The organism is Blastocatellia bacterium (assembly GCA_016713405.1).
GTDB lineage: Bacteria > Acidobacteriota > Blastocatellia > Chloracidobacteriales > JADJPF01 > JADJPF01.
This window is the reverse complement of sequence record JADJPF010000027.1, coordinates 445,514-471,148: the sequence shown is the minus strand read 5'-3', so window position 1 is coordinate 471,148 and position 25,635 is coordinate 445,514. Positions and strand designations below refer to the sequence as shown.

Below are 25,635 nucleotides of genomic sequence, written 5' to 3'. Positions count from 1 at the left end.
TTAAATAGTCCTTAATCTTTATAATTCCAAAGCTTGCCCTGAGCAATTGCCAATGTACGACGGCGACAAGGAGGACAAACCCATTGGTAATGTTTAAATTTTTGATTATCCATCTCATAGCGATAACCTAATTGTTTTTCCACTTCAATTAAATCTTTGACATGCATTTGTGAAGCAAACTCTTGTCCGCAATTACTACAACAAGCCATAGCTTCTTGTTTTCCTATTTCTTTATAAAAACTAACTCCTAGTTGTGCAGGTCTTTGAAAAATATGGAAAAATTTACCAAATGGAAGCCAAAGCAATGTAAATATGACGGTTATAGCATGAAAAATAGCTAGAAAATCATAACCATAACCTTTCATCCAGCTATAGCTAACCGTAAGCATTAATCCTGTAATACTAATAGCAAAAAGTAGTATTAGAGGTAAAAAATCTTCTCCAAATTGCTGTAAAGCAGCGGCTCCATGATCTCTCATTCGTCGCCTCATTGCGACTACTACCCCAATAATTACAGCTATTGAGGCCCAGACTAATCCATGAAAGATAAAAAAACCTACAATAGACTCTGTTGGAAAATCAAACATAGGAAAACCAAAAAAATATGTTTCGATACCAAGCTATATTTTCTGGGACGGTTTCAAAGTGAATCCAACCAAAAACCAAAGGAAAAGTTATTGCTGTTGCCAGCAAACAACCCCACATAATAAACCAATGTGCTACCCACCTAAATTTATCTCTTTTATAAATAAAGCGGTTAAACAGAAAGTTTAAGCTTACTCGCTCAAACCAATGCTTAATATTAGTAACTAGGTATTTTGGAGATAAGAAAGTTTCCCAGCCTCGTTTCCAATAAAGTGCTGTTGGGGGTCTTTGAAGCCACATTGAATAGCGATAAGTTAAACCAAAGACAGCAAATAAAACTGCAAAAGTATAACCGACTAATGCAGCGTCAAAATGTGCTAAACGACGTGAACCTAATACAATCATTATTGCCAACAAAGCTGTTACTAATATTGCCCAAAATGTTGCTTTAAGTTTCTCTTTTGCCACTAATTAATTCCTCTCTATTTTTTAACAATCTGCTTACTAGCAAATTTTGCTCCACAAACCTTTCCAAAACTTAATAGAAATTAAATCTCAATGGTTTGTAAAACTATTATTAATAAAGGCTTATGTTAAAATTTTCCTAAAAATTGCTATATGGAATTCTGTTTCTGTAAAAAGAAGTATAGAAACTACACTAGTTACTTCTAATAGCGAAACTATAACATATATATTTTAAAGTGGGAAATTTTTCTCAGATTTGCTTGAGAGAATTTTATAGCTTTAGGATTGAGCTAAAAATGAAAATGTCTATCAAACCCAACAAACATTTGGTTAGGTTTGATAGACAAGTCTTAAGAAAAATTGCTTATTCTATTGGACGGCTAGCATACGATCTAGTGCTACTCTAGCCCAATGAGCAACCTTTTCTGGAACAACTATTTGATTAACAATTTCACCAGCTTTTAAGTTATCTAATGCCCAAAGTAGATTTTCTGGAGCAATACGAAACATAGTTGAACACATACAAAGATCTGGGGAAAGAAGTCTAACAAATCGGTCAGGATATTCATTTTTTAGACGATTTACTAAGTTAACTTCTGTACCTATTGCCCATTGACTACCTGGTTCACTATTGGCAATCATTTTAATAATATATTCGGTCGATCCAGCAAAATCAGCTTTTTGAACTACTTCCCAACGGCATTCAGGATGCACTAAAACATTAATTCCAGGGTGTTCTTTGCGAACATCATCAACATGCCAAGGTTGAAAACGATTATGTACAGAACAATGTCCTTTCCATAAAATAATTTTAGCTTTTTCTAAAGCTTCCTGGCTATTTCCACCAAGTTCTTGATAAGGATCCCAAACTACCATTTCTTCTAATGGGATACCTTTAGCAAAAGCAGTATTACGGCCTAGGTGTTGATCAGGGAAAAAGAAAATCTTTTCTCTTTGTCCCCAAGCCCAATCAAAAATCCCTTTAGCATTTGAAGAAGTACAAACCGCCCCACCACGTTCACCACAAAAAGCTTTTACAGCAGCAGTAGAATTCATATAAGTAATAGGTAGAATAGATGTAATACCTAAGTCTGCTAGTTCTTCCCAAGCTGTTTCCACTTGACCAATTGTTGCCATATCAGCCATTGAGCAACCTGCGGCTAAATCTGGCAAAATTACTTTTTGATGGGATTTGCTTAAAATGTCTGCTGATTCAGCCATAAAATGCACACCACAAAAAATAATATATTCAGCCGAACGCTTTGCAGCCATTTCTGAAAGCTTAAAAGAGTCACCTCTAAGATCTGAGTGACAAATCACGTCATCACGTTGATAGTGATGCCCTAGAATTACTAACTCATCCCCTAACTCGCGTCGAATTGCTTCGATTCTTTCGCTTAACTCAGGTTGATTAATATTAAAGTAAGCTTCAAAAGGTCGGGTCACTCTTTTTAAGGTTGCTACTTGCATTTTCTTATTCTCCATCAACAAGTTATGAGCTTGAGAAAATTTTCACTAGCTCAACTGCCATCATCTTAATTCAGTTAGTAATTAAGTGTCAAGTGAAAAAAATCACAAAGTCCCTAGACTTATTTTTAGGCAAATTTTTACAAACAAATTTTAACTAGATAACTGCCTGTGAAAACACGCTTTAACTTTCTCTCAAGCCTGTGGAATAATTAGCCTTTTAGACTGATTATTAAAGAATAAATATTAAAAGATTTTTTATAGCTTAAATATTATGTTAATTAAAAAACCAGAAGATATTAAAGCCAGTGAAATAACAGAAGAAAAGACTTATTTTTCTAGACGTAACTTTATTCGTGCTGGTGCTTTGGCTGCTAGCACTGTGGCTACAGGGTTTGCCTATCGTCAACTCTTTGTTCCTGAAGAAAAACTGTTGTCAGCCAAGATAAAATTTTAGACCTTAAACCTTCTAGTGTCCCATTAAACTTAAATGGCGATGAGCCTACAGATTTTATTGATATAACTAATTACAATAATTTCTATGAGTTTTCTACTTCTAAAAATGGGGTAGCACGAGCAGCAAAAAAATTTGTTGCTAGACCTTGGACGCTAACCATTGAAGGTTTAGCAAATAAACCAAAAACCTTTGATTTAGACGAAATTTTCCGAATCGCTCCACTTGAAGAACGCACTTATAGACTACGTTGCGTAGAAACTTGGTCAATGGTTATTCCTTGGGTAGGGCTGCCGCTAGGAAAATTACTTGAACAAGTTGAACCCCTGTCAAGTGCTAAATATGTAACCTTTGAAACGCTAGTGGATCCTGAAAGAATGCCAAACCAAAAAACTGGGCCAATGTCTTTTTTTAGCGTGTTGGATTGGCCTTATAAAGAAGGTCTGCGAATGGATGAAGCATTGCACCCACTGACAATTTTAGCTGTTGGACTTTATGGAAAAGTTTTACTTCCTGCTAATGGTGCGCCTATTCGCTTAGTAGTTCCTTGGAAATATGGGTTTAAGAGTATTAAATCCATAGTGAAAATTAAATTAGTAGATCGTCAGCCAGTTACTACTTGGAATTTAGAAGCACCTAGTGAATACGGTTTTTATGCTAATGTTAATCCAAAAGTCTCTCACCCACGTTGGAGCCAAGCCGAAGAAAGACGTATTGGAGAATATTCTTATAGAGACACAAGCATTTTTAATGGATATGGCGAACAAGTAGCAAGCTTATATAATGGTATGGACTTAAATAAATATTATTAATATAGAGTAAATACAAAATTTCTAATGATTATAAATTCTAAAAATTAAAATCCTTCAATGCCCTTTTCAAGAGCATATGATAATAGCCCAGTGATTTATCGCTGGGCAGTTAATTAATCTATGAATAAAGACTTACAATTTAACAAGATAATTATTTTCATCAATGGGTTAATTCCTTTAACATTAATGCTTTGGGATGCTTATCATCAAAAATTAGGTGCAAATCCACAGGAATTTCTAATTCATACAACTGGAAGTTGTGCCTTAATTTTTCTAATCATCACTTTATCTATTACTCCACTACGTAAAATAACTAAATGGCATAATTTAACTAGATATAGAAGAATGTTAGGGTTATTTGCTTTCTTTTATGCGTTCTTACATTTTCTTTCCTATGCATGGTTAACTAAGTTTGTTGATATAGCTAAAATTATTAGCGATGTCCTTAAGCGTCAATATATAGCTGTTGGTATGGTTGCATTTGTAATTTTAATTTTACTAGCTATAACTTCAGCAAATAGAATGGTTAAACAACTAGGCGGACAACGCTGGCGCAAGTTACACCGTTTTGCTTATCATGCAACTATATTAGGAGCAATACACTATTGGATGTCAGTAAAAATAGACACTAGCCGACCACTAATATTTATGGTACTAATATTAGTATTGCTTGGGTATCGTTATTTTACTGCACGCTCAGAAACATCTAGTTTATTTAAACCTTCGCGTGGATAGGAAAAATTTTTAACTCAAGCTATAATTTTTTGGCTAATATTTTAAGCTTATTAAAGACAAAACTAATTGAGAGGAAAACACATGACAGCAGCAACAATCGGCGTAATGAATGCCGATGAGATGATCGAACTTTGCAAAAGACATAGTATTTATGAATGGTCAGCCCAATCCGCAATTAACCCTATCCCCGTAGCCAAAGCCAAAGGCGTTTACTTTTGGCAACCAGATGGAAAAAGATTTATAGATTTTAATTCCCAGCTTATGTGTGTAAACATTGGTCATGGTGATGAACGAGTAATTGAAGCAATAAAAAAACAAGCTGATGCTCTTCCCTATGCTAACCCTTTTATGGCAACAGAAGCGCGGGCGCGTTTAGGCCAAGTTTTATCAGAAATTACACCTGGTAGCCTTAATAAGTTTTTCTTTACACTAGGTGGAGCAGAAGCTAATGAAAATGCAATAAAGATGGCTAGAGCCTATACTGGACGACATAAATTAATTGCCAGATATCGTAGCTATCATGGAGCAACGGCTGGAGCGATGACCCTAACAGGTGATCCTCGTCGTTGGGCTAATGAGCCAGCTATTTCTGGAGTTTTACGAGTATTTGACCCTTATCGTTATCGTTGTAATTTCTGCAAAATGGCTGATGCCTGCACACTTGATTGCTTAAATCATGTTGAAGAAGTAATGATGTATGAAGGGCCTCATACAATTGCAGCAATGTTTGTTGAATCTGTAACAGGTACAAACGGCATTATTGTCCCGCCAGATGGTTATATGCAGGGCCTACGCTCACTTTGCGATAAACACGGCATTTTACTAGTTTGTGATGAAGTAATGAGCGGTTTTGGTCGTACTGGTGAATGGTTTGCGGTAGATCATTGGAAAGTTGTTCCTGATTTAATGCCAATGGCTAAGGGTTTAACTAGTGCTTATTTACCTATGGGAGCTTTAGCTGTTAAAGATGAAATTGCAGAATTTTTTAATAGCAAAGTTTTTGCTGGTGGGTTAACCTATAATTCGCATCCAATGTCTTGTGCAGCAGCACTTGCAACAATAGAAGTTTATAAACAAGATAATTTAATTGAAAACGCCCGTCGTATGGGTGAAATCTTAAAACGTGAATTAGCCAGGTTGACAGAAAAACATCCTTCTATTGGTGAAACTCGCTCAATAGGACTATTTGGAATTGTTGAACTAGTTCGCAACCGTAAAACTAAAGAACCTATGGCACCATTTAACGGCACATCGCCGGAAATGACCAAATTAGCAGCCTTTTTCCGTGAAAATGGACTCTATACTTTTGTACGTTGGAATAATTTCTTTACCAATCCTCCTTTGTGTATAACTGAAGAGCAACTAATGGAAGGTATTGACATTATTGATAGAGGTTTAGAAATCACTGATCAAGGTGTAGTAAATTAACCATAAGCGTTTTATTATCACAAGTTAGAGAGTCCAAAAAACTCTCTAACTTCTAGGTTTAACCCCAATGTAATACATAGTAATGGAAATATGAAATTTTTAAATTTAAGTAAATTAGGTTGGAATGATTTTTTTGCAGGGCATTTTTCCTCACTTGCATCTTCAGGATTTGAAATAGGCCGAGTAGCCTTAGAAAACCGTCATCAATATTTACTCTATACAAAATCTGGTGAAATTATTGGAGAAACTACTGGTAAGTTGTTGCATTTTGCTGCTTCAACAGCAGATTTGCCCAAAGTAGGTGACTGGGTAGCCTTTCAAGCCTTCCCAGAAGAAGAGAAAGCTGTTATTCATCAAATTCTTCCTAGAAAATCTATTTTCTCACGTAAAATCGTAGGTCGTCGCGTTGAAGAACAAGTTGTTGCAACTAATGTTGATATAGTCTTTATTGTCCAAGGTTTAGATAGTGATTTTAATATCCGCCGTCTAGAACGCTACTTAATAATGGTATTTGAGGGTAAAGCAAACCCTGTAATAGTGTTAAATAAAATAGATTTATGTGAGGACATAGAAGAAAAACTTAAAGAAGTTCAAACAATTGCAGGTACTGTTCCAATTGTTCTTGTTAGTGCTAAGTTGGATGTTGGAATTGATGAGTTAAAAGCTATGATCAAAGAAGGCTCAACTTATGCTTTTACTGGCTCATCAGGTGTTGGTAAATCTACAATAATCAATAAAATATTTTCTGAAGAAATCCAAAAAACTGCGGATGTCCGCGAAAGTGATTCTAGAGGAAAACATACAACAACAACCCGTAAAATGTTTATCTCTCCTGAAGGTGCATTGCTAATTGATACTCCTGGAATGAGAGAATTACATCTTTGGTATAGTGAAGATGGTTTATCAGACACATTTTCAGATTTAGAGGAACTTGCTGCTAGTTGTCATTTTTCAAATTGCACCCACACTAAAGAAGCAAAATGTGCAATCTTAGGAGCAATTAGCGAAGGTGAACTACTGCAAGAGCGTTATGATAGTTTTCTAAAATTACGTGAAGAGTCCACACAACTAGCAGAAAAACAAAGCGTTAGCAAGTTTTTACAGAAGAAGCAAGATACTAAAAAAGTGCAACGAGGTTTTAATAAAGTAAAGCACAAACGTTTGGTAATGGAAGATTAATATATTATCTAATGTATAAGTAAGTAAGTAAGTACAAGCATATGTTCTATAAAACTTGTTTTCTAAATTTACTTTTTTTGTTTGTAGTTTTATTTCTTGATGTAAACATTGCATTTGGATGTTCTTGTCTTCCAGCACCTCCCCTTCTTGATGCTTATGAAAAAGCCGACACAGTTGTAATTACAAGGGTAGTATCTTTGGAGAGAGAACCAGGAACAACTAATTATCAGGGAGTTCTTTCAACCAAAATGGTTGTTGAGAAAGTTTTCAAAGGAAATTTAAAAATCGGTGATCAAATGATATTTGGTCAAGGTGGTGGCGGAAGTTGTATCTGGGCTTTTAATGACAAGGATATCGACCAAGAATTTCTTTTTTATCTTAACTCAGACAACAATCAAACTTTGGTTTGCAGGAACTTGGGAAGATCTATAAATATGCATTACTATTTAAATAATCTTAAAAAACTACAAGGTAGAACTCGTTTTCTGGACAGTTCGTTTTAGAAGTACTAGTTTGAGCGTTGAAAGCAGGGAAATTTTTTGGTCAAATAAAACTTATACTCTTAAAAACAGACCAAAATGGAGTTTATGAAATTTATGATTTAGCTCCTGGGAAATATGAAATTCTTATAGAAGTTCCTTCTGGTTGGAAGCTTATTTATTTCCCAAAACCCCAAAACAAAGATGAATTAACTTCAAATAAGTTATTTATATCTTTAGAAAATAAAAAACACACAGGTTTTGACCTTGTTTTTGAAATAGACAATGTAATTCGTGGCAAAGTCTATGATCTTAATGGCAAACCAATGAAAGATGTTTGTGTTAGAGCTCAGCAAAAGTTGTGAAAAATAGATCTTTCTTTTACAGATGAAAAGGAAACTTTGAAATTACTGAACTTGCAGAGGAGCTATATTCTTGATTTAACTGGTACTGCACAACTTAGAACATTATGCCATTTTACTTCCTATACTACTGACCCAACCTACTTCACGAGCAATAATTGAAAATATCAAATTATGTTCTAAAGTCAGAAAATAATAATTAAAGGTCATTCTTTTCAGGGTTGTTGTGTGAAACTGTTGTGTTTAAAGCCAAAAATCAAAAAGATACTGTTAATCCAACGGGCATTTCCATTAAATTCCAAAAGGCAATTATAGAAATTTTAACTTATAAAGGAGTATAAAAATTGCCCAGCTCCTTATTCTAAGTTTGTAACAATAAAAACTTTGATATTGAAATAGAAACAACAAATGTTTATTTTAGTTAAATACTCTTTTCCTCTTGTAAAAAAGCAAAACCATAATTCTTAGGCAAAATTTTTTTTTGGAAAGATGCAACCATTATTTTGGCCTTTAATCGTTGCATCTTTATTAAATTTAGCTTATTAACACTTTGATTACTTTTACAGATTTATCGGCCAAAGAAATGTTCGTCTAGCTAGATCAGACTTTAAGCTATCTGTTTGATAATAATTTTCTAGAGGATTATTTTTTCTATCCAGCAAATCTTCATTATTTTTAGCAAATTCATCCCAAGACAATTTTTCCTCAGATTTATTTAATCGATCATTAATTAACAAAATATATGCCCAAGTAATGGTTTCATGATAAAGATTTTCTTTACCTAAACTTTTAGCAAAACTTTTTAACCCTGTAATAAAGCGTGTCAAAGCTTCTAATAAAGAATAGTTAGATAAATACCACCAAGCAACTTTTACATGTTCAGTATGATGAAATTTATCAGGTGATAAATTTCCTTGCTCAAAGTCTTTTATCAAATCATCAATAACATAATCTTTACTCATAAACTTTTCCTCCAAAAATAAAACCGCCCAAGAAACTCAATTTCTTGGGCGGTTGGTTGTATTGCGTTAATTATAGTCTTGGTTTAATTATTCTGGCAAGTTCTGTATTACATAGATTTTTATGTTTTTTCTACCCTGTAGCGGTTACATCTTGCCCTGCTAAAATCAGGCGGGTTATAGTTAGAGTTTTATTTTCTGTTCAACCTATTACAAAATCCAAGGTTAAATATAGTAATTCACTATTTGGAGTAAGTTTTGAGTAAAAAGATCCTAATTATTGGTTTAGACGGTACAACATTTAATTTTATTGATCCACTAATAGCTAAAGGTCGGTTGCCTGTGCTTGCCAAGTTAATGAAAGAAGGCATTCGCAGCCCACTAGAAACTATTTTTCCTCCAATTACTTCTGCTGCTTGGACATCATTTATTACAGGTAAAAATCCTGGTAAACATGGATCTTTGAATTTATCCAACGTCGCCAGGGTCAAGCCCGTGAAACTGCGGCTAATGCTACACAACGTAGCGGGAAAGCTCTTTGGGATCTTTTTTCAGAGGAAAAACGTCCAGCAATTTCTACTAACTTTCCTGTTACTTACCCACCTAGCCCAATTAATGGAGTAATGATTTCTGACTTTATGACTCCAAGGGGACGGCGTGATATTGCTCAACCAGCATCGGTTCTAGCAGAATTAGAAGCTAAGTTTGGCCCTTATAAACTTTATATGACTGAAACTTATGCTCGTGGTAATGTGGATAATGTCCTAAAAGAACTTCATGAAGAATTAGATTATAAATCTAAAGTTAACTGCTATTTAATGCAAAACTATGATTGGCAAATGTTTGTAACTCATATTTGGGGAACGGATCGTTGTCAACACGAACTTTGGCATATTTTTGATGATACTCACCCAAGACACGACAAAGAAGAAGCTAAACTTTATCGTGAAAGAATTTATGACTATTGGGATACGGTTGATCGTGAAGTTGGCAATATGTTATCAGCCGCAGGAGATGATACAGCTATCTTTATAGCTTCCGATCATGGTTTTGGGCCAGCTTACACTTACTGCGCTTTTAATATTTGGCTAATGCAAGAAGGTTTTCTTAAGTTAAAGCCTGATGCTTTTACTAGATTAAAAAAATTAATGTTTTCTTTAGGCTTAACCCCAGAATTTGCTTACACGTTACTTCGTAATCCTTTACTTAAGAGCCTGCGTCCATCACGTGGAGTTGGCACACAAAAATCTAAAGTAGGTTTAATTAATAAATTCTTTTTATCTTTTAATGATGTAGATTGGTCAAAAACTACAGCTTTTTCTAAGGGTAATTACGGTCAAATATTTGTTAACCTAAAGGGACGTGAAATTGATGGAAGTGTTTCTCAAGGGGAAGAATATGAGCGAGTGCGTAATCAAGTTATAGAAAAATTACGTCAAATAAAAGACCCAAAAACAGGTGGAAAATTAATAGGCCAAATTTACAAGCGGGAAGAAACTTTTTCAGGTGAGCATTTAACAGATGCTCCCGACATTTGTTTTTTACCTGAAGATATGAGTTATGTTTCACTTGGAAGTTTAGATTTTATGTCCAACCGCTTTATGGTTAAGTCTTTTGGTAATTCTGGAACTCATAGGCTACATGGAGTTTTGATAGCTAAAGCCAAGGAGCTAAAAAGCGGACTTACTTTGCCAAATGCACATATTACTGATGCAGCACCTACTATTTTACACCTAGCAAATTTACCAGTTCCGCCAGATATGGATGGCAAAGTTTTGAGTGAAATTTTCACAGATGAATTTTTACGTAATAACCCTGTTAGGATTGGTAAAGAGGCTTCTCGCGGCCAAGTAGCAGCAGCCGAGTTTTCTGACGAAGAAAGCGAAGAAGTACGCGCCTGATTACATGAACTTGGTTATATGGGCTAGCTTTGTAAAATGTTTTTTTAAGATATATGAGTAGTGAAATACCCTCTACATCTCTACTAGCAAATGCTACTAGTAATTTCCGTATCTATATTTTAGCCAGCCTATTAGGTGGCTTGTTAGTAACGCTACTAGAAGCAACTGATAGGCTTATAGTATTAAATTTTCCTAGCCAATTAGACAGGCTACTTTTCCTATGTACTTTAGCTTTAGCACCTATTGGTAATTTAGCTTTAGGGCTTTTTATAGCAATTATTACTACTAAAGCTAAATTATTACTAACTATCTTAGAGCAACAAGTTAAGCTATCTATTTGGTTAAAATATTTGGCAGTATCTTTTTCTGTTTCTTTACCATTTTTGCTATTAAACTTTTTCTTTCCTGCTTTATTTGTAGATAGTTTTCAAGAAACTATTTCAATGATAAACCGCAAAATTATTAATATAGACATAGTCTTTCAATATCCAAAAATATTTGTGTCTATATTAATTTACCTTATAGCTTTGAAACTCACTTTACTAGAAAGCAAAACTTTTTTAAGCTTAATAAAGGGGCGTTTAGGAATTGTTCTTCTTATCTTTTCGGCGTTGATAGTTCCAGCATTTTATTATTTAGATTCTCGTACTTTTATAGGACGTTATCAAGATATTTATCATGTTCCTTTAGGGCTAGCTATTATTTTATTTAGTTTTTTTATTTCTTTAATATTAGTACATCGTTTTCGACTAGATACCAAATATATAATTTTAGCTATTATCCCAGCTTTTCTTTTTACTTTTTCACATCAAGCAATTAGTAAACATCAAGCGATGAAAAGCTTATTTTGGCGACGTGGTGTAGTGGTAAAAAATTATTTGTCACTAATTCAAACAGTTTATGATCGTGATGGGGATGGCTTTTCTCCGTTTTTTGATGGTGGAGATTATGACGATAAAATTCTTACTAAAAATCCTTTATCAATAGACCTCGCTAATAATAATATTGATGAGAATTTTTTAGCAGGAGATTATAAACAACCTCCTTCAAATCCAGCAGAAGTTAACCAAAAACCTATTGAAAAAATAGCAGCTAAAAATATTTTATTTATCACAATTGATTGTTTAAGAGCAGATCATTTAGGTTGTTATGGCTACAACAAAGCACTTAGTCCTAATATTGACAAATTGGTTAATCGCTCAATAATTTTTGAAAATGGTTTTTCTTTAGGTACAAACACAGGACATAGTTTTTGTGGTATTGCACGGGCAAACTATAGCGAAAATATTTTTAATGATGAAATTCCTACTGTAGCAGAACTTTTTTCCAAACAAGGTTATATAACTGCAACAATTACTAGTCCAGAAACTTCCAAATGGTTACAAAAACAAGGCTGGCAAACTTATAAAGATGTGATGTTAAAGGGCTTTCAAGAAATCGTTCATGAAAGTGGAGGAAATTGGAACTCTAGAAAATTAACTGATCATACAATTAATTATATTAAAAACAATTCTGATAAACCTTTTTATCTTTGGGTGCATTATAACGACCTACACGCAAAAGCAGAAAAATATCATAAACAAGATAAACAAGACGCTGTTAGCAAACCTATGGATGTTTATGATAGCAATTTACGCTTTACAGATAAGCATTTAGGAAGGCTTTTTGATTATTTAGAAACTACTGGATTATTTGATAACACAGTAATTGCTATTAGTGCTGATCACGGAGAGGAATTTGGCGAGAGATGGGCAATCATTTCATAATGGCCGACCTTATCGGGTACAAACCCATGTTCCTGTAATTCTTTATTATCCTGGAGTTACTTCACAAAGAATCAACCAGGCTGTTAGCAATATTGATTTTGCACCTACTTTCTTACGTCTTACAGGACAATTGCCACCTAAAAACTACAATGGTGTAGACCTGGTAGAAACAGCAAAAAATAATGTTACAAACCGTCAAGTTTTTATGGAAACCCCGCGTAATGTGCCTGATGCAAATTTCTTTGCTTGGGCAATGGTTGATGGCGATTGGCGGCTTATCTATGACATTGTGGGAAATACTTTTGAGCTTTATAACACTAAACTAGACCCATTAGAACAAAACAACCTTATTGATAAAGAAATAGAAAAAACTAATGAATTAAAAAAGAAGTTTGGCTTATGGTTTGATTATCAGACACAAGATAAAAATTACCGCTATTGGCAGAGGTTTTAATGTATTCTTCACATAATATTACAGTAGTAATTCCTACATTTAATGAAGAATTATTTATTGCTAAAACCATTAGTTCTATTCCAGATTTTGTTGATTTTATTATTGTTGTAGATGATGCAAGTAAGGACAGTTCTTTAGAAGTTATTTCTGCTGCTCAAAGTAGCAAACTAATAGTAATTAAACATCAGAAAAATTTAGGTGTTGGTGCTGCTACAATTAGCGGATATCGTCAAGCCTTGCTTTTAGCAACAGATATTGTTGTGGTGATGGATGGAGATGGTCAAATGGACGCAAAAGACCTACCTAAATTACTAGATCAAGTAATTATCCTTAAGCATCATTACGTAAAAGGTAATCGATTTTTAGATAGTAGTATTAAGACAATGCCTAAATTTCGTTACTTAGGCAATAAAATTTTTAGCAACTTAATGCGTTATGCTCTAGGGCTACCATTTATAATAGATACACAATGTGGTTATACTGCAATCACTAGAGAAGCAATTAAGCAACTTGACTTAGACAGACTTTACCCTAGGTATGGATTTCTTAATAGCTTACTTTTTCAATTAGTTGCAAGAAACCTTCGTATAAGTACAGTAGCAGTGCGTACCGTCTATGGAGAGGAAAAGTCTGACATTAACCCTTTTATTACTGTTCCAACAATACTTTATATTATTTTATATGGTTACTTAAGTAGAATTTTTGGCAATTTTCTTACAAAACCTACATTAATAGCAATCAACTACAATCAAACAAATAAATAATTAGCTATTATGCCTAAAATGCTTATTTTGACTAGCTCATTTCCTCCTTTAGAAAATGATTTTGCTGGTTGTGTTGTTTTAGAGTTTGCTAAATCACTTTCTCATATTTATGAAATTGAAGTTCTAACACCAGCAAGTTTATCTGCTAAAAGTGAAGAATCTTGGGGAAATATAAAAATAAGTCGTTTTAACTATTTACCTTTCAAGCGTTTACAATCACTTGATTCTGCTAGAGATTTACAACCTTTATTGGAAAAATCTTTATTAGCACGACTAGAAATAATACCTTTTTTTATAGTTTTTTGCTGGAAAGCATTTTTTTTAGCTAAGTCGGTTGATGTTATTTGCTCACATTGGCTTGTTCCTTCTGCATTAGTAGGTAGTTTAATTACACTTCTACAGAAGAAAAAACATTTAGTTATTGAACATTCTGGAGCATTAAATTTTCTGAATAAATTATTTTTAGGGCGATACTTATTAAAATTTATTGCTTATGGAAGTAAAAATATTGTAGTTGTTAGCCAAGAGTTAAAAGAAAAGCTCTTAAAATTAGCTCCAGAACTAGTTAATAAAACTTCAGTAATTCCTATGGGTGTAGATTGTAATTTTTATCAGCCAAAAGCTAACAGTATTAAGAGCCAAAAAACTATTTTATTTCTTGGGCGGCTAGTAAAAATAAAAGGGGTAGACATTTTACTAAAAGCTTTAGCTAATTGTTTAGACATTAAGCTTTTAATTGCTGGTGATGGAGAACAAAGGAAAGAGCTTGAAGAGTTAGCAATTAGGTTAAATGCTCCAGCAAAGTTTTTAGGTACTGTTACAGGAAAAACAAAACTTGAATTACTACAATCTTGTGATCTAGTAGTAATTCCTTCAATAATTTTGCCTGATGGACGTACAGAAGGCACACCCTTAGTTTGTTTAGAGGCGTTTGCTTGTGCTAAAGCAGTAATAGCAAGTGATGTAGGTGGTTTAAGTTTTTTAGTAATTGATGGTAAGGTTGGTTATTTATCTCAGCCTGCTAACATTAAAGAACTAAGAGAAAAAATTTTTTCCTTAATCTCAGATAATAATAAACTTAAATTAATGGGAGAATCTGCAAGAAAATTAGCAGAAAAGTATGATTGGACAAAAATTAGCCAAGAATTTTATTTATTGCTAAAGCAATAGAGTAATCTTCTACTGCTTTAGCAAAATAAATTATTTTATTATCTTCTAGCAGGATAAAGCTGATTTAACATATCTGTACAAGCTAGTACTGGTTTAGGAATATATTCTGCTTCAGGTAGGAATTGCTCTAAGATAGGTGTTTCATAAATTGCATCATTAAGCACTTTATCTTGCTTAAATATAGATTCTTCTATGGACATACCAATAATCAATTTTTGGCTATAAACATATCCAAAAAGCCCTACACTAATTGCAGCAGAATCGGCAACGTGTTTTCTATACTGAAATATACCTGATGAAACTAGCACGCCTGCTAAATTACCAACTTCAAGTTTTTCCTGACAAAACAAATTTTTAGCATTGTCATGCATACCAAAAAATATCATTGTGCTGTCTTTATTTTCAAATAAGTTATTGATCTTAGTAGGGTCTGTTTGATCTCTAATATAGCCATCTTTTATGGTGATAAAAATAGGCGCGCTCCAACGTTTTGTTTTTGGATCTCTACCAATTACTACCCCACTACCAGCAGCATCATTAGCAGGATCTCCAAAACGAGGATTAGAAGAAACTATTGCCATAACTTTAGCATTAGCAAACATATATTTAGGAATTGGATAAAGCCCAGAATTAATTTCTTTTAGTAGTGCTGTAGCACCTTTAGCACGTTCCATTGCTATATTAATAAATGGTTGTTTTTTTCCTTGTCCTTGAGTAGATGTGTTTAAAGTATTATTTGATAAATTACTAATAATATTATTGTTAGCTAAAATATGGTTACTTTCCGCTAAAGAAGACATAGTAATAAAGGTTGTAATTAATAATAGACAAATTATAGTAACTAAACTTTTTCTCATAAATATTCCTCCTTATCCTAATTTATTTAAGCTGTTGCTTTACCAAATTTTTGATCTAATACTTTATAGCGAAAATCAAAAATTTCTTTTAATTGTTCTGAAACAAATAAACTATGTGCAAATTGTCCAAGTATTCCTAAAGGTAGGCTATAGTTAACAATATCGCGCATTTCCAAACCATTAGGAGTTTCCTTAAAAACATGTTGATGGTGCCAAAACTGATAAGGCCCAAGTCTTTGCTCATCAATAAAAAAATGTGGTTCTTGAACTTGCGAAATTTCCGTCACCCAATCCATAGGAATACCTAAAACAGGTGTTACTTGATAAGTAATAAGTAGTCCTGGATAAATCTTTTCTGGTAACTCAGAAGTGATCTGAAACCCTAACCAGGGTGGGGTAATAGTTTTTAAGTTACTAGGATTAGAAAAGAAATTCCAAGCTTGTTTTATATCTATTGATAAAATTTGGGTTCTTTGTAAAGAATATAACTTCATGCAGTAAAAGATAACTGATTGCTTAATACTTGACAAGTAGGCAATTACAGACTTTTACCCGCGTAAGTTTTGCTTTTACTTTATTCATTCCATCTAAAATAACTCTACACTTTTAATAAATTAAAATAAAATATCAAACCTAAAAGCTAAGTTTATACTAATTCCATTCTTATGCTGTTACTGTAAAAAATATAAAAGGATTTTACTTATTATGAGCAAAAAAATTCCTCGTTCTTCTACTAATGACTACACTAGCGAAATGGCACAAATACGTAGGCAATTTCTTACAGAAAAAACAAATATTGAGTTAAATAATCTTGGAAAATTTTCTATTGATCCTTCAACTTTGCCAGGCAATATTGAACACTTCACAGGCATAGCACAAGTTCCTATTGGAATGGCTGGGCCACTTTTAATAAATGGCGAACATGCACAAGGAGAATTTTATATTCCACTTGCAACAACAGAAGGAACTTTAGTTGCTAGCTACAATCGAGGGATGAAACTTTTATATGAATCAGGTGGGGTAACTACTACAGTTTGCGATGATGCTATGCAACGCGCACCTGTTTTTATTTTTCCTACTGCACGTCAAGCAAGAGATTTTGCTAAATGGGTTAAGGAAAACTTCTTAAATATAAAAATACAAGCTGAAAAAACTACTAAAATTGGTAAATTAAGAGATATTGAGCAATATTCTGCTAGTCGGTTTCAGTTTTTGCGCTTTAACTTTACTACAGGAGATGCAGCAGGGCAAAATATGGTAAGTAAAGCAACTAAAGCTGCCTGTGATTGGATTTGTAAGGTTTATCCGGGTATTGAGCATTATTATTTAGAATCCAATTTTGCTACTGACAAAAAACTTCTCAAATTAATATGCTACATACACGAGGAAAGCGAGTAGTAGCAGAAGCTATAATACCTGCTAAGTTGTTAGAAAAAATAATGCACACAAACATAGAGCTAGTATATAAAGCTAGACAGGTAAGTAATTTAGGGAGTTTACTATCTGGAGTAAACAACAACGGCGCACATTCAGCAAATGCAATTACAGCATTATTTATTGCTACAGGTCAGGATGTTGCCAATGTAGCTGAATCATCAGCAGCAATTGTTTATGCAGAAATTACACCTCAAGGAGATTACTACTATTCTATTACTTTACCCTCTTTGATTGTAGCAACATATGGTGGTGGAACAGCACTAGCAACACAACGAGAATGTTTAGAATTACTAGGTTGTTATGGGCAAGATAGAGTAAGAAAACTTGCTGAAATTGTTGCTGCCACTGTACTTTGTGGAGAGTTATCTTTAGCAACAGCTATAGCCTCTGAGGACTGGGTACAAAGCCATGAACAATACGGACGTAACCGTCCTTAAAATTATTTCTTTTCTTTATAAAAATTTTAATGATAAATCTAAAATAAGTAATCAACTAGACAGAAAATTTTGGATGTTTTACAATCCTGGCAACTCCCCTATGGATTTCTAAAATCATGAAAATTTGTCCTGTTTGCGAAACTAAATTTCAAGAAGAAATATTATTCTGCTCAAAAGATGGTGAGCGAGTAATAGATTATGTTCCAACAAGTAATGAAGATAAAGATCCATTGATTGGATATGTGATCGACAATAAATATCGTATTGAAAGCAAAATAGCTGAAGGCGGTATGAGTCATATTTATCGTGCTAACCATTTACAGTTGGAAATTCCTGTAGCTGTAAAAGTTATGCATGAACGCCTGGTTTCCGATGAAAAAGCAATTCGCCGCTTTCGTCGAGAAGCACAATCTGCTATGCGTATTCGTCACACTAATGCTATTACAGTCCTAGATTTTGGAGTTACAGATCGCAAGTTAGTTTACCTTATAATGGAATACCTCCAAGGTATGACATTAACTGAAAGACTTAAACAACAACCCTTACTACCGCTAAAAGAAATAAATAATATTTTTCAACAAGTTTGTGCAGCAGTAAGAATTGCACATCGTAGGGGTATTATTCATCGGGACTTAAAACCTGAAAATATTTTTTTTACAACATGATGGAGATGTTGAAGTTGTTAAAGTTCTTGATTTTGGAATTGCTAAACTGCAATTTGGTTCAGAAAAGCTTACTCAAGTAGGCAGTTCTTTAGGTTCACCTCATTATATGGCCCCAGAACAACTATCTGATAATGAAAATATAGATCTGCGTGCTGATATATATTCATTAGGTGTAATTTTATTTGAACTGTTAACAGGTGACACTTTATTTAAGGGAACTTCAGCAACATCTGTTGCTTATAAACACATAACAGAAAAGCCCCGTTCTATTCTTGAACTACGTTCAGACCTACCAGAGGAATTAGATCTAATAGTTCAAAAAAGCTTTAGAAAAAGAAGTTGAATCCTGTTAGTGAAGATGTAGGAACTTTTGCAGAAGAATTAGCTGAAGTTTTGCTAGTTTATGCCCTGATGAAAAACTAGTAGATTCAGCAACAAGGAAAGTAAAAGTAAAACAAGAAGAAACTGAGGACGATAGCACTACATTTTTACGTCTTTATAACAAAGCTGAATGGCCTCAATTAAATGTGCCTGTTGCATTAAACCAATTACCAGTTTTTTATCAATTAGAAGCTTTATTTTTACCAGAGTTTTTTGGTTCTTTAGCAACAGATAAAGTAAGTGGGACTACATGGTTTTCCTATGGTACTAATATTAAAGGTATAGTTTGGCAGGAAGGCGAGATTGTTTTTGCTGTTTCTAATGACCAAACTGAACGTTTAGGAGAACGGTTAGTTCGTCAAGGCCGAATTTCTCGCCAACAATATAACCGTGCATTAAAAGAACAACGTGATCAAGATGGTGTTAGCATTTTAGATATACTTATAGAACTAGAATTTTTACCAGCAGAATCTGCTTCTGCCCTTCTAACAGCACACGTTTACAGCATTTGTTATTCTTTAATTGATTGGGAAGAAGGCGGATATGCTTTTGATGCTTCCCTTTTTACCCAACCCTCAAAAGTTAACTTACCTGTAGGTGAACTAATCCTAGAATCTGTACGTAGCCTAATTGATTTACCTAGAATTAAAAGTTTTTTAGGCAATGAACAAGAAACTTATTTAGCAGCAACAGATTGGCCTGAAAGAGAAAAAATTATGCTTCGTAGCGATGAAGTAAAAGTCCTAGAAGCATTAAAAGAACCTTGTAATATTACTAATTTACTAGAAAGAATAGATTTACCAGAAGAACAAATCCTACGCACTCTAGCAGCATTGCTTTCTTTAAGAGCTTTAGCACGTAAGGAAATGCCTGTCGTAGAAGCGCAAAAAGAAGAAAATAAAATTGAAAATCAGCCTCTTACAAAGGCTGTTAGTATGGAAACCATTTCTTTATTTTTTTATGAATTAGAAAATATGTCAGCACAAATTCAACGTGCAGGAAATGACTACTATGCTCGACTAGGTGTCAATCCTCAAGCTAGTTTAGAACAAATTAATAGTTCATTTCAGGAATTAAAAGATAAATTTGATCCAGAAAAACATGAATCTATAATTTCTCAAATGCCTTCATTAAAAGATCAAATTCTATCTGTTTATAGCAATATCAAAGAAGCTTATGAAAAGCTTTCTTCTTCACAATCTAGTAGTAATAAAGTAATAAGTCAAAGACGGCCAACTAGTCCTATTTCAAACACTACAGCTAGTCTTAAAATTGCAACTCAGCCTTTAGAAAAACCTACTGTTACTAAATTACCACCTCTTCAACCTAGCCAAAAAGCTACTAATTCTATAATACCTATTAATCCACAATCTGTTTTGCCTAGTTCTAGCATAAAATCTATTAGCCCCGTTAGAACAACTCCAACTACTAATGCAAGTGAAAATGCAAAAAATTTCAATTCTATGCCTAGCACTATACCTAGTCCTAAACCTGTAAGTATTCCTAACCCTAAACCTATTTTGGATAGTCCTCCAAGTACAAAGGAAATACCTCCAGAAGAATTACTACCACCTTCTTTACAAAACTTTACAGATATGTCAAAGCTACGTAAGCCAGATGATTGGTATCTTTATGGTTTAGAACTAATGGATAAAGGAAATTTAGAAAAAGCTGTTCGTGCTTTTCGTCAAGCAATAGCACTTCGTCCTAATGATGCAGAATACCATGCAGCTTTAGCACGCTCTTACGGTGAGCTACGTAGCTATAACGAACAAACAATACAGGAATTTGAGGAAGCAATTAATCTACAACCAAAAAGCCCTGATTATAAGGCTGAATTAGGGGTATTTTACTTAAAATATAATCGAATAGAATTAGCTAAAAAATATATTGAAGAAGCATTAGCAATTAAGGCTGATCATAAAACAGCACTTAAAGCCAAACAAAAACTAGAAAGTGAATCTCAAAGCTAAAATCTCTAACTTAGTTTTATAAAAGTACTAAGTTTTCCTAGAGTTTCTTCTTATTTCTTTTCTGTTACTTCGGCTGTAACAGTAAATTCTTTTTGCTCGCGTAAAATTTTTATTTCTACTTTACTACCAGGAAGCAACTTAGAAATAAAGCGGTTAAACTGTCCCATAGATGAAACTGTTGTACTATTAATCGATAAGATAACATCATTACGGCGTAAACCTGCACGAGCAGCAGTTGTTTCACGTTCGACTTTTGCAACTACAACACCTTGTAAACCTGAAGGTAAGTTTAATTCTCTAATTGCACCTAAAGAAATATCTGCAACCTCTATTGCTAAAGCACTGCGCCGAACACGTCCATAATCACGTAGTTGAGGCATTATTTCTTTTAAGATATTAACAGGAATAGCAAAACCTAGACCTTGACCCTTAGCTATTATTAGAGTGTTAATTCCTACTACTTCTCCTTTAGTATTAACTAAAGGCCCTCCAGAATTACCTAAATTTATGGCAGCATCTGTTTGTAAATAATCATCATATTCGCCATCTAACCCACCACGACTTTTAGCACTAATAATGCCTAAAGTAACGCTATGATCTAATCCATAAGGACTACCAACAGCTATTGCCCATTCTCCTACTCTAACGTTATCACTATCACCTAACTTTACTACTGGAGTTTTTTTATCTGTAACTTTAATTTCTAGTAGAGCAATGTCTGTTGCTTCATCATAGCCTTTGACACTGGCACTATGACGGGTAGAATCAGAAGTAACTACCATAATATCACCACCTGTTTTTAGCGCATCTCTAATGACATGCAGGTTTGTTACAACTAAACCTTTTTCATCTACAAAAAATCCTGTCCCTAAAGATGTACCTTCTGCCCCAGGTGACTGAATATTTACTACAGCTTGATCAATCTTATCTACAATATCGGCAACATTTAAAACCATCATCCCTGTAGGAAGATTCTTTTTTGCATCTTCAACATTTGTGTCTTTACTAGATGCTGGTGTGGTTTGTGGGCGTTTTGGACGTTGTAAGGTTTCTCCAAAACTGTTAGTAGTTAAAAGCATTAAACTTAAAGCAGATATTCCTATCAAAACTTTCATAAATTTTTCACTTTGTTTAATTTTTTGTTTAATTTTTTGGATATGTTAACACAGTTTGTTGGTTGCTTGACAGGCGGTTTTTTGATAAATGCAATTTAATAGTAATACTAAGTAAACTAAGCTAGTTAATTCATATAAATTAACTAGCTTAGTTATTAAAAAATTTAGTCTCCTAAAACTTTTGTTAAAGTTTGTTCTAGTTTTTCACCTCTTAAATCTACTTCAACAGCAATAATTTTTCCTGTTGGATCAACTAAAACGGGTTTAGGGATTCCTACCACTTCAAAACGCTTAGCTAGTTCTGATTGAAAGCCGCTTTCAACAAAAGTATGAAGCCAGGGCATTTTCCATTTACCTTGTCTAAAACTATTTACATCCTCTGGACTACCATCAAAAGAAAGGCTAAGAATTTCAAAATTTTTACCCTTAAATTTTTCATAAGCTTTATGTAAATTACCCATTTCTCCAACACAAGGCCCACACCAAGTAGCCCAAAAATCTATCAAGTAATATTTGCCTTTTAGGGATTCCTATATAGGTTTCTTTATTATTAATTAGGGAGACTACGGAAAACTCTGGAACACCAACACCTACTTTAACATTGCGAGTTTCTCTATATTGAAGTTTTGCCATTCTAGCTGCTCGGCTATCAGGATAATCCTTTTGTAAAAGATTAAAGTATTTCTTAGCCTTTTCATCTTGTTGGTTAAAATCAGCTTCAAGCACTTGATTTAACAAGACTTCTGCTTTTAAATTCTTGTCTTTGTTTTCTGCTAAAAAGCTTGTAAAGTAATTCTCTACTTGATCTTTTTGCTCACAAGCATTCATAACTGTACTTAATGCAAAAGGTTTTAATGTCCAAAGAGGTGAAGTTGGAGGTATTTCATTTAATGCAAGTAATGCAATTGCACTATCTTTAATTTTTTCATAGTAAGTAAAATAATCTAAAATAAGTGTTTGCCTAATAAAAGGTTCTTTCTCTGTTTTAATACGCTCTTTTACTAAAGTAGCTTTATCAGCTTCACTATAATTTTCAAAGACATCTTGAGGGCTTTTTCCTGCTTTTACAGCTTCATTTATTTTACTGCTAAAGGCTTCTTCTCGTTCTTGCATCCCATTATAAATTTTGACAAATTCTTGTAATTTGCTGTTTTGGTTATCAAAAGTGATTTCTGGTTTTGCATCAGAGCGAACTAATTTTTGTGGGTCAAATACGATTCTAGCCTTACCATCTTTTACTACTACAACTGAACGATAGTCACCATCACCATCATAAATATAATCATCTGATTGAGTTCCATTAATAATACGATCATTTTTTTCTAGACCAAAAATTTCATATTCTACACGCTCTGCTTTAGTTTCAAACTCAACTACATAAGTTCCATCTGCTTGTTTTTGAAAAGCTTTAGCTGTTTCTGGATTTAAATCCTTAAAATCATCAATCAACTTTAAGTCACTAAAACTACTATTGTATTCATTAGCAGATAGCCGAACATTAAGTTTTATAAAACTATCTCCTTCAATAAGTATGGGTATGCTTTTACGTTGGTGGCTAGTTCCTGTAAATTGTAAAAATACTAGTCCACTTTCCTTAAAAGTTAATTTATAACTACCATCTTTATCTGTTTCTATTGTACTAATTGGTTTACCTATAGAATTTTTACTAAGATGCACATGTGATTTAGGCATTGCTTTGCCATCACTTCCTAATAATTGGCCGCTAATAACAACCTGTTGCGCCATAACAACAGCAAAACTAAATAAGATAAAGAAAATGCTCCTAAAATAGATTTTGTTTTCATTTAACCTCCCTAAAACACAGTTATATTTTACAGATTTATTAGCAATAATACTTTTTCTAAAGAAATTTTGCTAGAGTTTTTTTAATTATCCAAATTATTTCAAGCGATTTTTTACAACCTAACTCTTTTTTGCTATCCTTTAACGCGCTTAAAACTAAAAAGTTGTTAACTCATATTTTATTTTCCCGGATATCTCTTACATATGATTAACTATAATCCCAAAGAATGGACTAAATTTATTTTTAATTTTCACAAAGCTGATACATTCAGGCAGCTTTTTACCTATGATGTTATACATAGGGCTATATAGTGGCCTAGTAGCTTACTTAGAAATAGAATTATTGCAGCTAAGTAGTAATCATTACATTAAAAATGTTTCATTAATACATACACTTTTAGGTTTTGCACTCTCAATGCTATTAGTATTTAGAACCAATACAGCTTATGAGCGTTGGTGGGAAGGTAGAAAGCTTTGGGGATCTTTAGTAAATTCTAGCCGTAACTTAGCTTTAAAAATAAATAACTTATTGGAAGATAATGCAGATAAAGAGTTTTTTTCAGTAATGATTACTAATTATGCTTTTGCCTTAAAAAATCATCTTCGCAACTCATTTATTAGAGAAGAGTTAAATAGCGTTCAATCCTTTGATGCAACTAAACTAGACCTTGGCCGTCATATTCCTAATTTAATAGCTGATCATATGTTTCAACGCCTCTGTTCATTAAATAAAGCAGGAAAAATTGCTCATGAACAACTGCTTTTTATAAACCAAGAGATGCAAAATTTTACTGATGTAGTTGGGGCATGTGAGCGAATAAAAAATACTCCTATACCTTTTTCTTATAGTGTTTTCCTTAAGAAATTTATTTTTATTTATGTGATGACATTACCTTTAGGCTATGTGTTCTCTTTACAATGGTTAATTGTACCTGTTGTAGTTTTAATTTTTTATGCTTTGGCAAGTTTAGAGTTAATTGCTGAAGAGATAGAGAACCCTTTTGGGACTGATCCTAACGATTTACCAACAGACCAAATCTCAGGTGTAATTAAAAAATCTGTTACAGAGATTTTAGAAAAGAAACAAGAAACTCTAATAAATCATACGTAGGGTTTCAACCCTATACTACCTATCTGTCGCCCCGTTGGGGCTTAAGGTTAAAATATCAGAATATTTAATTTACAGAGTATTTAGGTTCAAAGATTTCTATGGTCTTTATTTGATGTATAAAGCTTGTCTAGTATTAAAAACAGATCTTGTATAAAATTTAGCTTCATTTGATTTAAAAAATCACCAAATAATTTATTTGAGGAAAGTTTTGTGCGTAAACTGGCTTTTTTCCTATTTTTTGTAACAGTAATTTTTGGACGTTTTGTTTTAGCCGCTAATGATAATAACTTAAGTGGCGAGCAACTTTATAAACAAAAGCAATATGAAGCAGCAACAAAACAATTTCAAAAATTACTATTAAAAGATCCTCAGTCGGCTAAATTACAAAGCAATTTAGCATGCTCACTTTATCAAACAAAAAACTCAGATGAAGCCTTAAACCATTGGCAAACAGCCTTAAAATCAACCGATGATCCATTGCTATTATCCCGAATTAATTACAATATTGGCAATTATTATTTTAATGCTAACCAACTAGACAAAGCTATTGAACACTATAAAACAGCTTTAAGGCTTAATCCTGATGATCTAGCAGCTAAACATAATTTAGAGGTTGCACTTAAGCAGCAAGATCCCCCTCCTCCTTCTAATAGCCCAAACTCTAACAGCAATAGTAATAATGATAACAACGAGGATAATAATCCTCCGCCAGATAATAGTCCGTCTGAATCGCCAAAACAAACCCCTCAAATGTCACGCAATGAGGCGGAACGTTTATTAAATAAATTACAAAGTAGTGAAAGATCTCCACTTAAAAAAGGTAATAAAGAAGCAAATTCTTCTATTGAAGATTCTCCAGATCGTGATTGGTAAAAA

Annotated in this window: 27 protein-coding genes and 1 pseudogene; 19 read left to right on the top strand and 9 right to left on the bottom strand. The window is 33.4% G+C overall.

From position 1 onward, the window contains the following. Positions 1-11: 11 nt before the first annotated feature. The 3 genes from IPK14_27815 to nadA all read right to left on the bottom strand — a co-directional run bounded on the left by IPK14_27815 (position 12) and on the right by nadA (position 2,520). Positions 12-587: a hypothetical protein gene (locus tag IPK14_27815; protein ID MBK7997040.1), complete on the bottom strand. Its 576-nt coding sequence runs from the start codon at positions 585-587 to the stop codon at positions 12-14. Beyond that, positions 580-1,053 carry a hypothetical protein gene (locus IPK14_27810; protein MBK7997039.1) on the bottom strand — a complete coding sequence of 158 codons (474 nt, stop codon included), beginning with the start codon at positions 1,051-1,053 and terminating at the stop codon, positions 580-582. Before IPK14_27810 ends, IPK14_27815 begins: the two co-directional genes overlap by 8 nt. 366 nt (positions 1,054-1,419) lie before the next feature. After that, entirely contained in the window at positions 1,420-2,520 is a 1,101-nt protein-coding gene (gene nadA, locus IPK14_27805; protein MBK7997038.1) for a quinolinate synthase NadA, read from the bottom strand. Between the two features lie 271 nt (positions 2,521-2,791). Between nadA and IPK14_27800 the strand changes: the two genes are divergently transcribed. The 7 genes from IPK14_27800 (at position 2,792) to IPK14_27770 (ending at position 7,969) form a co-directional block, all read left to right on the top strand. Then, positions 2,792-2,974 (top strand): twin-arginine translocation signal domain-containing protein, encoded by a 183-nt coding sequence (locus IPK14_27800; GenBank protein MBK7997037.1) that lies wholly within the window; start codon positions 2,792-2,794, stop codon positions 2,972-2,974. Further along, on the top strand, positions 2,968-3,783 hold the full coding sequence (gene msrP, locus IPK14_27795) for a protein-methionine-sulfoxide reductase catalytic subunit MsrP (GenBank protein ID MBK7997036.1): 816 nt from the start codon (positions 2,968-2,970) through the stop codon (positions 3,781-3,783). The genes IPK14_27800 and msrP overlap by 7 nt, the downstream gene beginning before the upstream one ends. Positions 3,784-3,903: 120 nt before the next feature. Beyond that, positions 3,904-4,518 carry a sulfoxide reductase heme-binding subunit YedZ gene (locus IPK14_27790; protein ID MBK7997035.1) on the top strand — a complete coding sequence of 205 codons (615 nt, stop codon included), beginning with the start codon at positions 3,904-3,906 and terminating at the stop codon, positions 4,516-4,518. 105 nt (positions 4,519-4,623) lie between these two features. Beyond that, positions 4,624-5,946, top strand: coding sequence for an aminotransferase class III-fold pyridoxal phosphate-dependent enzyme (locus IPK14_27785; GenBank protein ID MBK7997034.1), 1,323 nt, complete (start codon positions 4,624-4,626; stop codon positions 5,944-5,946). Positions 5,947-6,036: 90 nt separating this feature from the next. Beyond that, entirely contained in the window at positions 6,037-7,125 is a 1,089-nt protein-coding gene (gene rsgA, locus IPK14_27780; GenBank protein MBK7997033.1) for a ribosome small subunit-dependent GTPase A, read from the top strand. 41 nt (positions 7,126-7,166) lie between these two features. Beyond that, complete coding sequence (locus IPK14_27775; GenBank protein ID MBK7997032.1) at positions 7,167-7,628, top strand: hypothetical protein; 462 nt, start codon at positions 7,167-7,169, stop codon at positions 7,626-7,628. Between the two features lie 17 nt (positions 7,629-7,645). Continuing rightward, a complete protein-coding gene (locus tag IPK14_27770; GenBank protein MBK7997031.1) occupies positions 7,646-7,969 on the top strand; it encodes a hypothetical protein in 324 nt (107 codons plus the stop codon). A gap of 557 nt (positions 7,970-8,526) precedes the next feature. Here IPK14_27770 and IPK14_27765 read toward each other — a convergent pair. Beyond that, on the bottom strand, positions 8,527-8,928 hold the full coding sequence (locus IPK14_27765) for a hypothetical protein (GenBank protein ID MBK7997030.1): 402 nt from the start codon (positions 8,926-8,928) through the stop codon (positions 8,527-8,529). 255 nt (positions 8,929-9,183) lie between these two features. Between IPK14_27765 and IPK14_27760 the strand changes: the two genes are divergently transcribed. From IPK14_27760 to IPK14_27735, 6 genes are read left to right on the top strand one after another with little or no spacing between them, the layout of a single operon-like run. Continuing rightward, a complete protein-coding gene (locus tag IPK14_27760; GenBank protein ID MBK7997029.1) occupies positions 9,184-9,549 on the top strand; it encodes an alkaline phosphatase family protein in 366 nt (121 codons plus the stop codon). Then, positions 9,549-10,826, top strand: coding sequence for an alkaline phosphatase family protein (locus tag IPK14_27755; protein ID MBK7997028.1), 1,278 nt, complete (start codon positions 9,549-9,551; stop codon positions 10,824-10,826). Before IPK14_27760 ends, IPK14_27755 begins: the two co-directional genes overlap by 1 nt. A gap of 53 nt (positions 10,827-10,879) precedes the next feature. Continuing rightward, on the top strand, positions 10,880-12,592 hold the full coding sequence (locus IPK14_27750; protein ID MBK7997027.1) for a sulfatase: 1,713 nt from the start codon (positions 10,880-10,882) through the stop codon (positions 12,590-12,592). Then, positions 12,564-13,046 (top strand): hypothetical protein, encoded by a 483-nt coding sequence (locus tag IPK14_27745; GenBank protein ID MBK7997026.1) that lies wholly within the window; start codon positions 12,564-12,566, stop codon positions 13,044-13,046. Before IPK14_27750 ends, IPK14_27745 begins: the two co-directional genes overlap by 29 nt. After that, the gene (locus IPK14_27740) at positions 13,046-13,810 is read left to right on the top strand and encodes a glycosyltransferase family 2 protein (protein MBK7997025.1); all 765 of its coding nucleotides are present in this window, start codon (positions 13,046-13,048) and stop codon (positions 13,808-13,810) included. The genes IPK14_27745 and IPK14_27740 overlap by 1 nt, the downstream gene beginning before the upstream one ends. A 9-nt stretch (positions 13,811-13,819) precedes the next feature. Beyond that, positions 13,820-14,980, top strand: a complete 1,161-nt coding sequence (locus IPK14_27735) for a glycosyltransferase family 4 protein (protein MBK7997024.1) — start codon at positions 13,820-13,822, stop codon at positions 14,978-14,980. 38 nt (positions 14,981-15,018) lie between these two features. On the opposite strand, the gene IPK14_27730 is transcribed toward IPK14_27735, so the two are convergent. Together IPK14_27730 and IPK14_27725 are read right to left on the bottom strand one after the other, a co-directional pair. Continuing rightward, positions 15,019-15,837 (bottom strand): hypothetical protein, encoded by an 819-nt coding sequence (locus tag IPK14_27730; protein ID MBK7997023.1) that lies wholly within the window; start codon positions 15,835-15,837, stop codon positions 15,019-15,021. 26 nt (positions 15,838-15,863) lie between these two features. Beyond that, complete coding sequence (locus IPK14_27725) at positions 15,864-16,331, bottom strand: SRPBCC family protein (protein MBK7997022.1); 468 nt, start codon at positions 16,329-16,331, stop codon at positions 15,864-15,866. Positions 16,332-16,542: 211 nt separating this feature from the next. Here IPK14_27725 and IPK14_27720 point away from each other — a divergent pair. The 4 genes and pseudogenes from IPK14_27720 (at position 16,543) to IPK14_27705 (ending at position 20,730) form a co-directional block, all read left to right on the top strand. Continuing rightward, positions 16,543-17,711 (top strand): annotated as a pseudogene (locus IPK14_27720) (hydroxymethylglutaryl-CoA reductase). A gap of 116 nt (positions 17,712-17,827) precedes the next feature. Then, positions 17,828-18,376 carry a serine/threonine protein kinase gene (locus IPK14_27715; GenBank protein MBK7997021.1) on the top strand — a complete coding sequence of 183 codons (549 nt, stop codon included), beginning with the start codon at positions 17,828-17,830 and terminating at the stop codon, positions 18,374-18,376. Then, entirely contained in the window at positions 18,351-18,719 is a 369-nt protein-coding gene (locus IPK14_27710) for a protein kinase (protein ID MBK7997020.1), read from the top strand. Before IPK14_27715 ends, IPK14_27710 begins: the two co-directional genes overlap by 26 nt. A gap of 184 nt (positions 18,720-18,903) precedes the next feature. Further along, positions 18,904-20,730, top strand: a complete 1,827-nt coding sequence (locus IPK14_27705) for a tetratricopeptide repeat protein (protein MBK7997019.1) — start codon at positions 18,904-18,906, stop codon at positions 20,728-20,730. Positions 20,731-20,780: 50 nt separating this feature from the next. Here IPK14_27705 and IPK14_27700 read toward each other — a convergent pair whose 3' ends face one another. The 3 genes from IPK14_27700 to IPK14_27690 form a co-directional block, all read right to left on the bottom strand. Continuing rightward, positions 20,781-21,845, bottom strand: a complete 1,065-nt coding sequence (locus IPK14_27700) for a trypsin-like peptidase domain-containing protein (protein MBK7997018.1) — start codon at positions 21,843-21,845, stop codon at positions 20,781-20,783. A gap of 164 nt (positions 21,846-22,009) precedes the next feature. Continuing rightward, positions 22,010-22,351, bottom strand: coding sequence for a TlpA family protein disulfide reductase (locus IPK14_27695; GenBank protein MBK7997017.1), 342 nt, complete (start codon positions 22,349-22,351; stop codon positions 22,010-22,012). Continuing rightward, a complete protein-coding gene (locus tag IPK14_27690; protein MBK7997016.1) occupies positions 22,299-23,591 on the bottom strand; it encodes a hypothetical protein in 1,293 nt (430 codons plus the stop codon). Before IPK14_27690 ends, IPK14_27695 begins: the two co-directional genes overlap by 53 nt. Positions 23,592-23,895: 304 nt before the next feature. Between IPK14_27690 and IPK14_27685 the strand changes: the two genes are divergently transcribed. Beyond that, positions 23,896-24,759 (top strand): hypothetical protein, encoded by an 864-nt coding sequence (locus tag IPK14_27685; protein ID MBK7997015.1) that lies wholly within the window; start codon positions 23,896-23,898, stop codon positions 24,757-24,759. A 210-nt stretch (positions 24,760-24,969) separates the two neighbouring features. Then, a complete protein-coding gene (locus tag IPK14_27680) occupies positions 24,970-25,632 on the top strand; it encodes a tetratricopeptide repeat protein (GenBank protein ID MBK7997014.1) in 663 nt (220 codons plus the stop codon). The last annotated feature ends 3 nt before the right edge of the window (positions 25,633-25,635 follow it).

Bases quoted from the DNA above. Each gene is read 5' to 3' on its own strand.
- IPK14_27815 (MBK7997040.1), bottom strand. From the start codon at position 587: ATGTTTGATTTTCCAACAGAGTCTATTGTAGGTTTTTTTATCTTTCAT.
- IPK14_27790 (MBK7997035.1), top strand. From the start codon at position 3,904: ATGAATAAAGACTTACAATTTAACAAGATAATTATTTTCATCAATGGG.
- IPK14_27765 (MBK7997030.1), bottom strand. From the start codon at position 8,928: ATGAGTAAAGATTATGTTATTGATGATTTGATAAAAGACTTTGAGCAA.
- IPK14_27700 (MBK7997018.1), bottom strand. From the start codon at position 21,845: ATGAAAGTTTTGATAGGAATATCTGCTTTAAGTTTAATGCTTTTAACT.
- IPK14_27785 (MBK7997034.1), top strand. From the start codon at position 4,624: ATGAATGCCGATGAGATGATCGAACTTTGCAAAAGACATAGTATTTAT.
- IPK14_27690 (MBK7997016.1), bottom strand. From the start codon at position 23,591: ATGGCGCAACAGGTTGTTATTAGCGGCCAATTATTAGGAAGTGATGGC.
- IPK14_27740 (MBK7997025.1), top strand. From the start codon at position 13,046: ATGTATTCTTCACATAATATTACAGTAGTAATTCCTACATTTAATGAA.
- IPK14_27750 (MBK7997027.1), top strand. From the start codon at position 10,880: ATGAGTAGTGAAATACCCTCTACATCTCTACTAGCAAATGCTACTAGT.
- IPK14_27725 (MBK7997022.1), bottom strand. From the start codon at position 16,331: ATGAAGTTATATTCTTTACAAAGAACCCAAATTTTATCAATAGATATA.
- IPK14_27775 (MBK7997032.1), top strand. From the start codon at position 7,167: ATGTTCTATAAAACTTGTTTTCTAAATTTACTTTTTTTGTTTGTAGTT.
- nadA (MBK7997038.1), bottom strand. From the start codon at position 2,520: ATGCAAGTAGCAACCTTAAAAAGAGTGACCCGACCTTTTGAAGCTTAC.
- IPK14_27800 (MBK7997037.1), top strand. From the start codon at position 2,792: ATGTTAATTAAAAAACCAGAAGATATTAAAGCCAGTGAAATAACAGAA.
- IPK14_27735 (MBK7997024.1), top strand. From the start codon at position 13,820: ATGCCTAAAATGCTTATTTTGACTAGCTCATTTCCTCCTTTAGAAAAT.
- IPK14_27755 (MBK7997028.1), top strand. From the start codon at position 9,549: ATGATTTCTGACTTTATGACTCCAAGGGGACGGCGTGATATTGCTCAA.
- rsgA (MBK7997033.1), top strand. From the start codon at position 6,037: ATGAAATTTTTAAATTTAAGTAAATTAGGTTGGAATGATTTTTTTGCA.
- IPK14_27715 (MBK7997021.1), top strand. From the start codon at position 17,828: ATGAAAATTTGTCCTGTTTGCGAAACTAAATTTCAAGAAGAAATATTA.
- IPK14_27730 (MBK7997023.1), bottom strand. From the start codon at position 15,837: ATGAGAAAAAGTTTAGTTACTATAATTTGTCTATTATTAATTACAACC.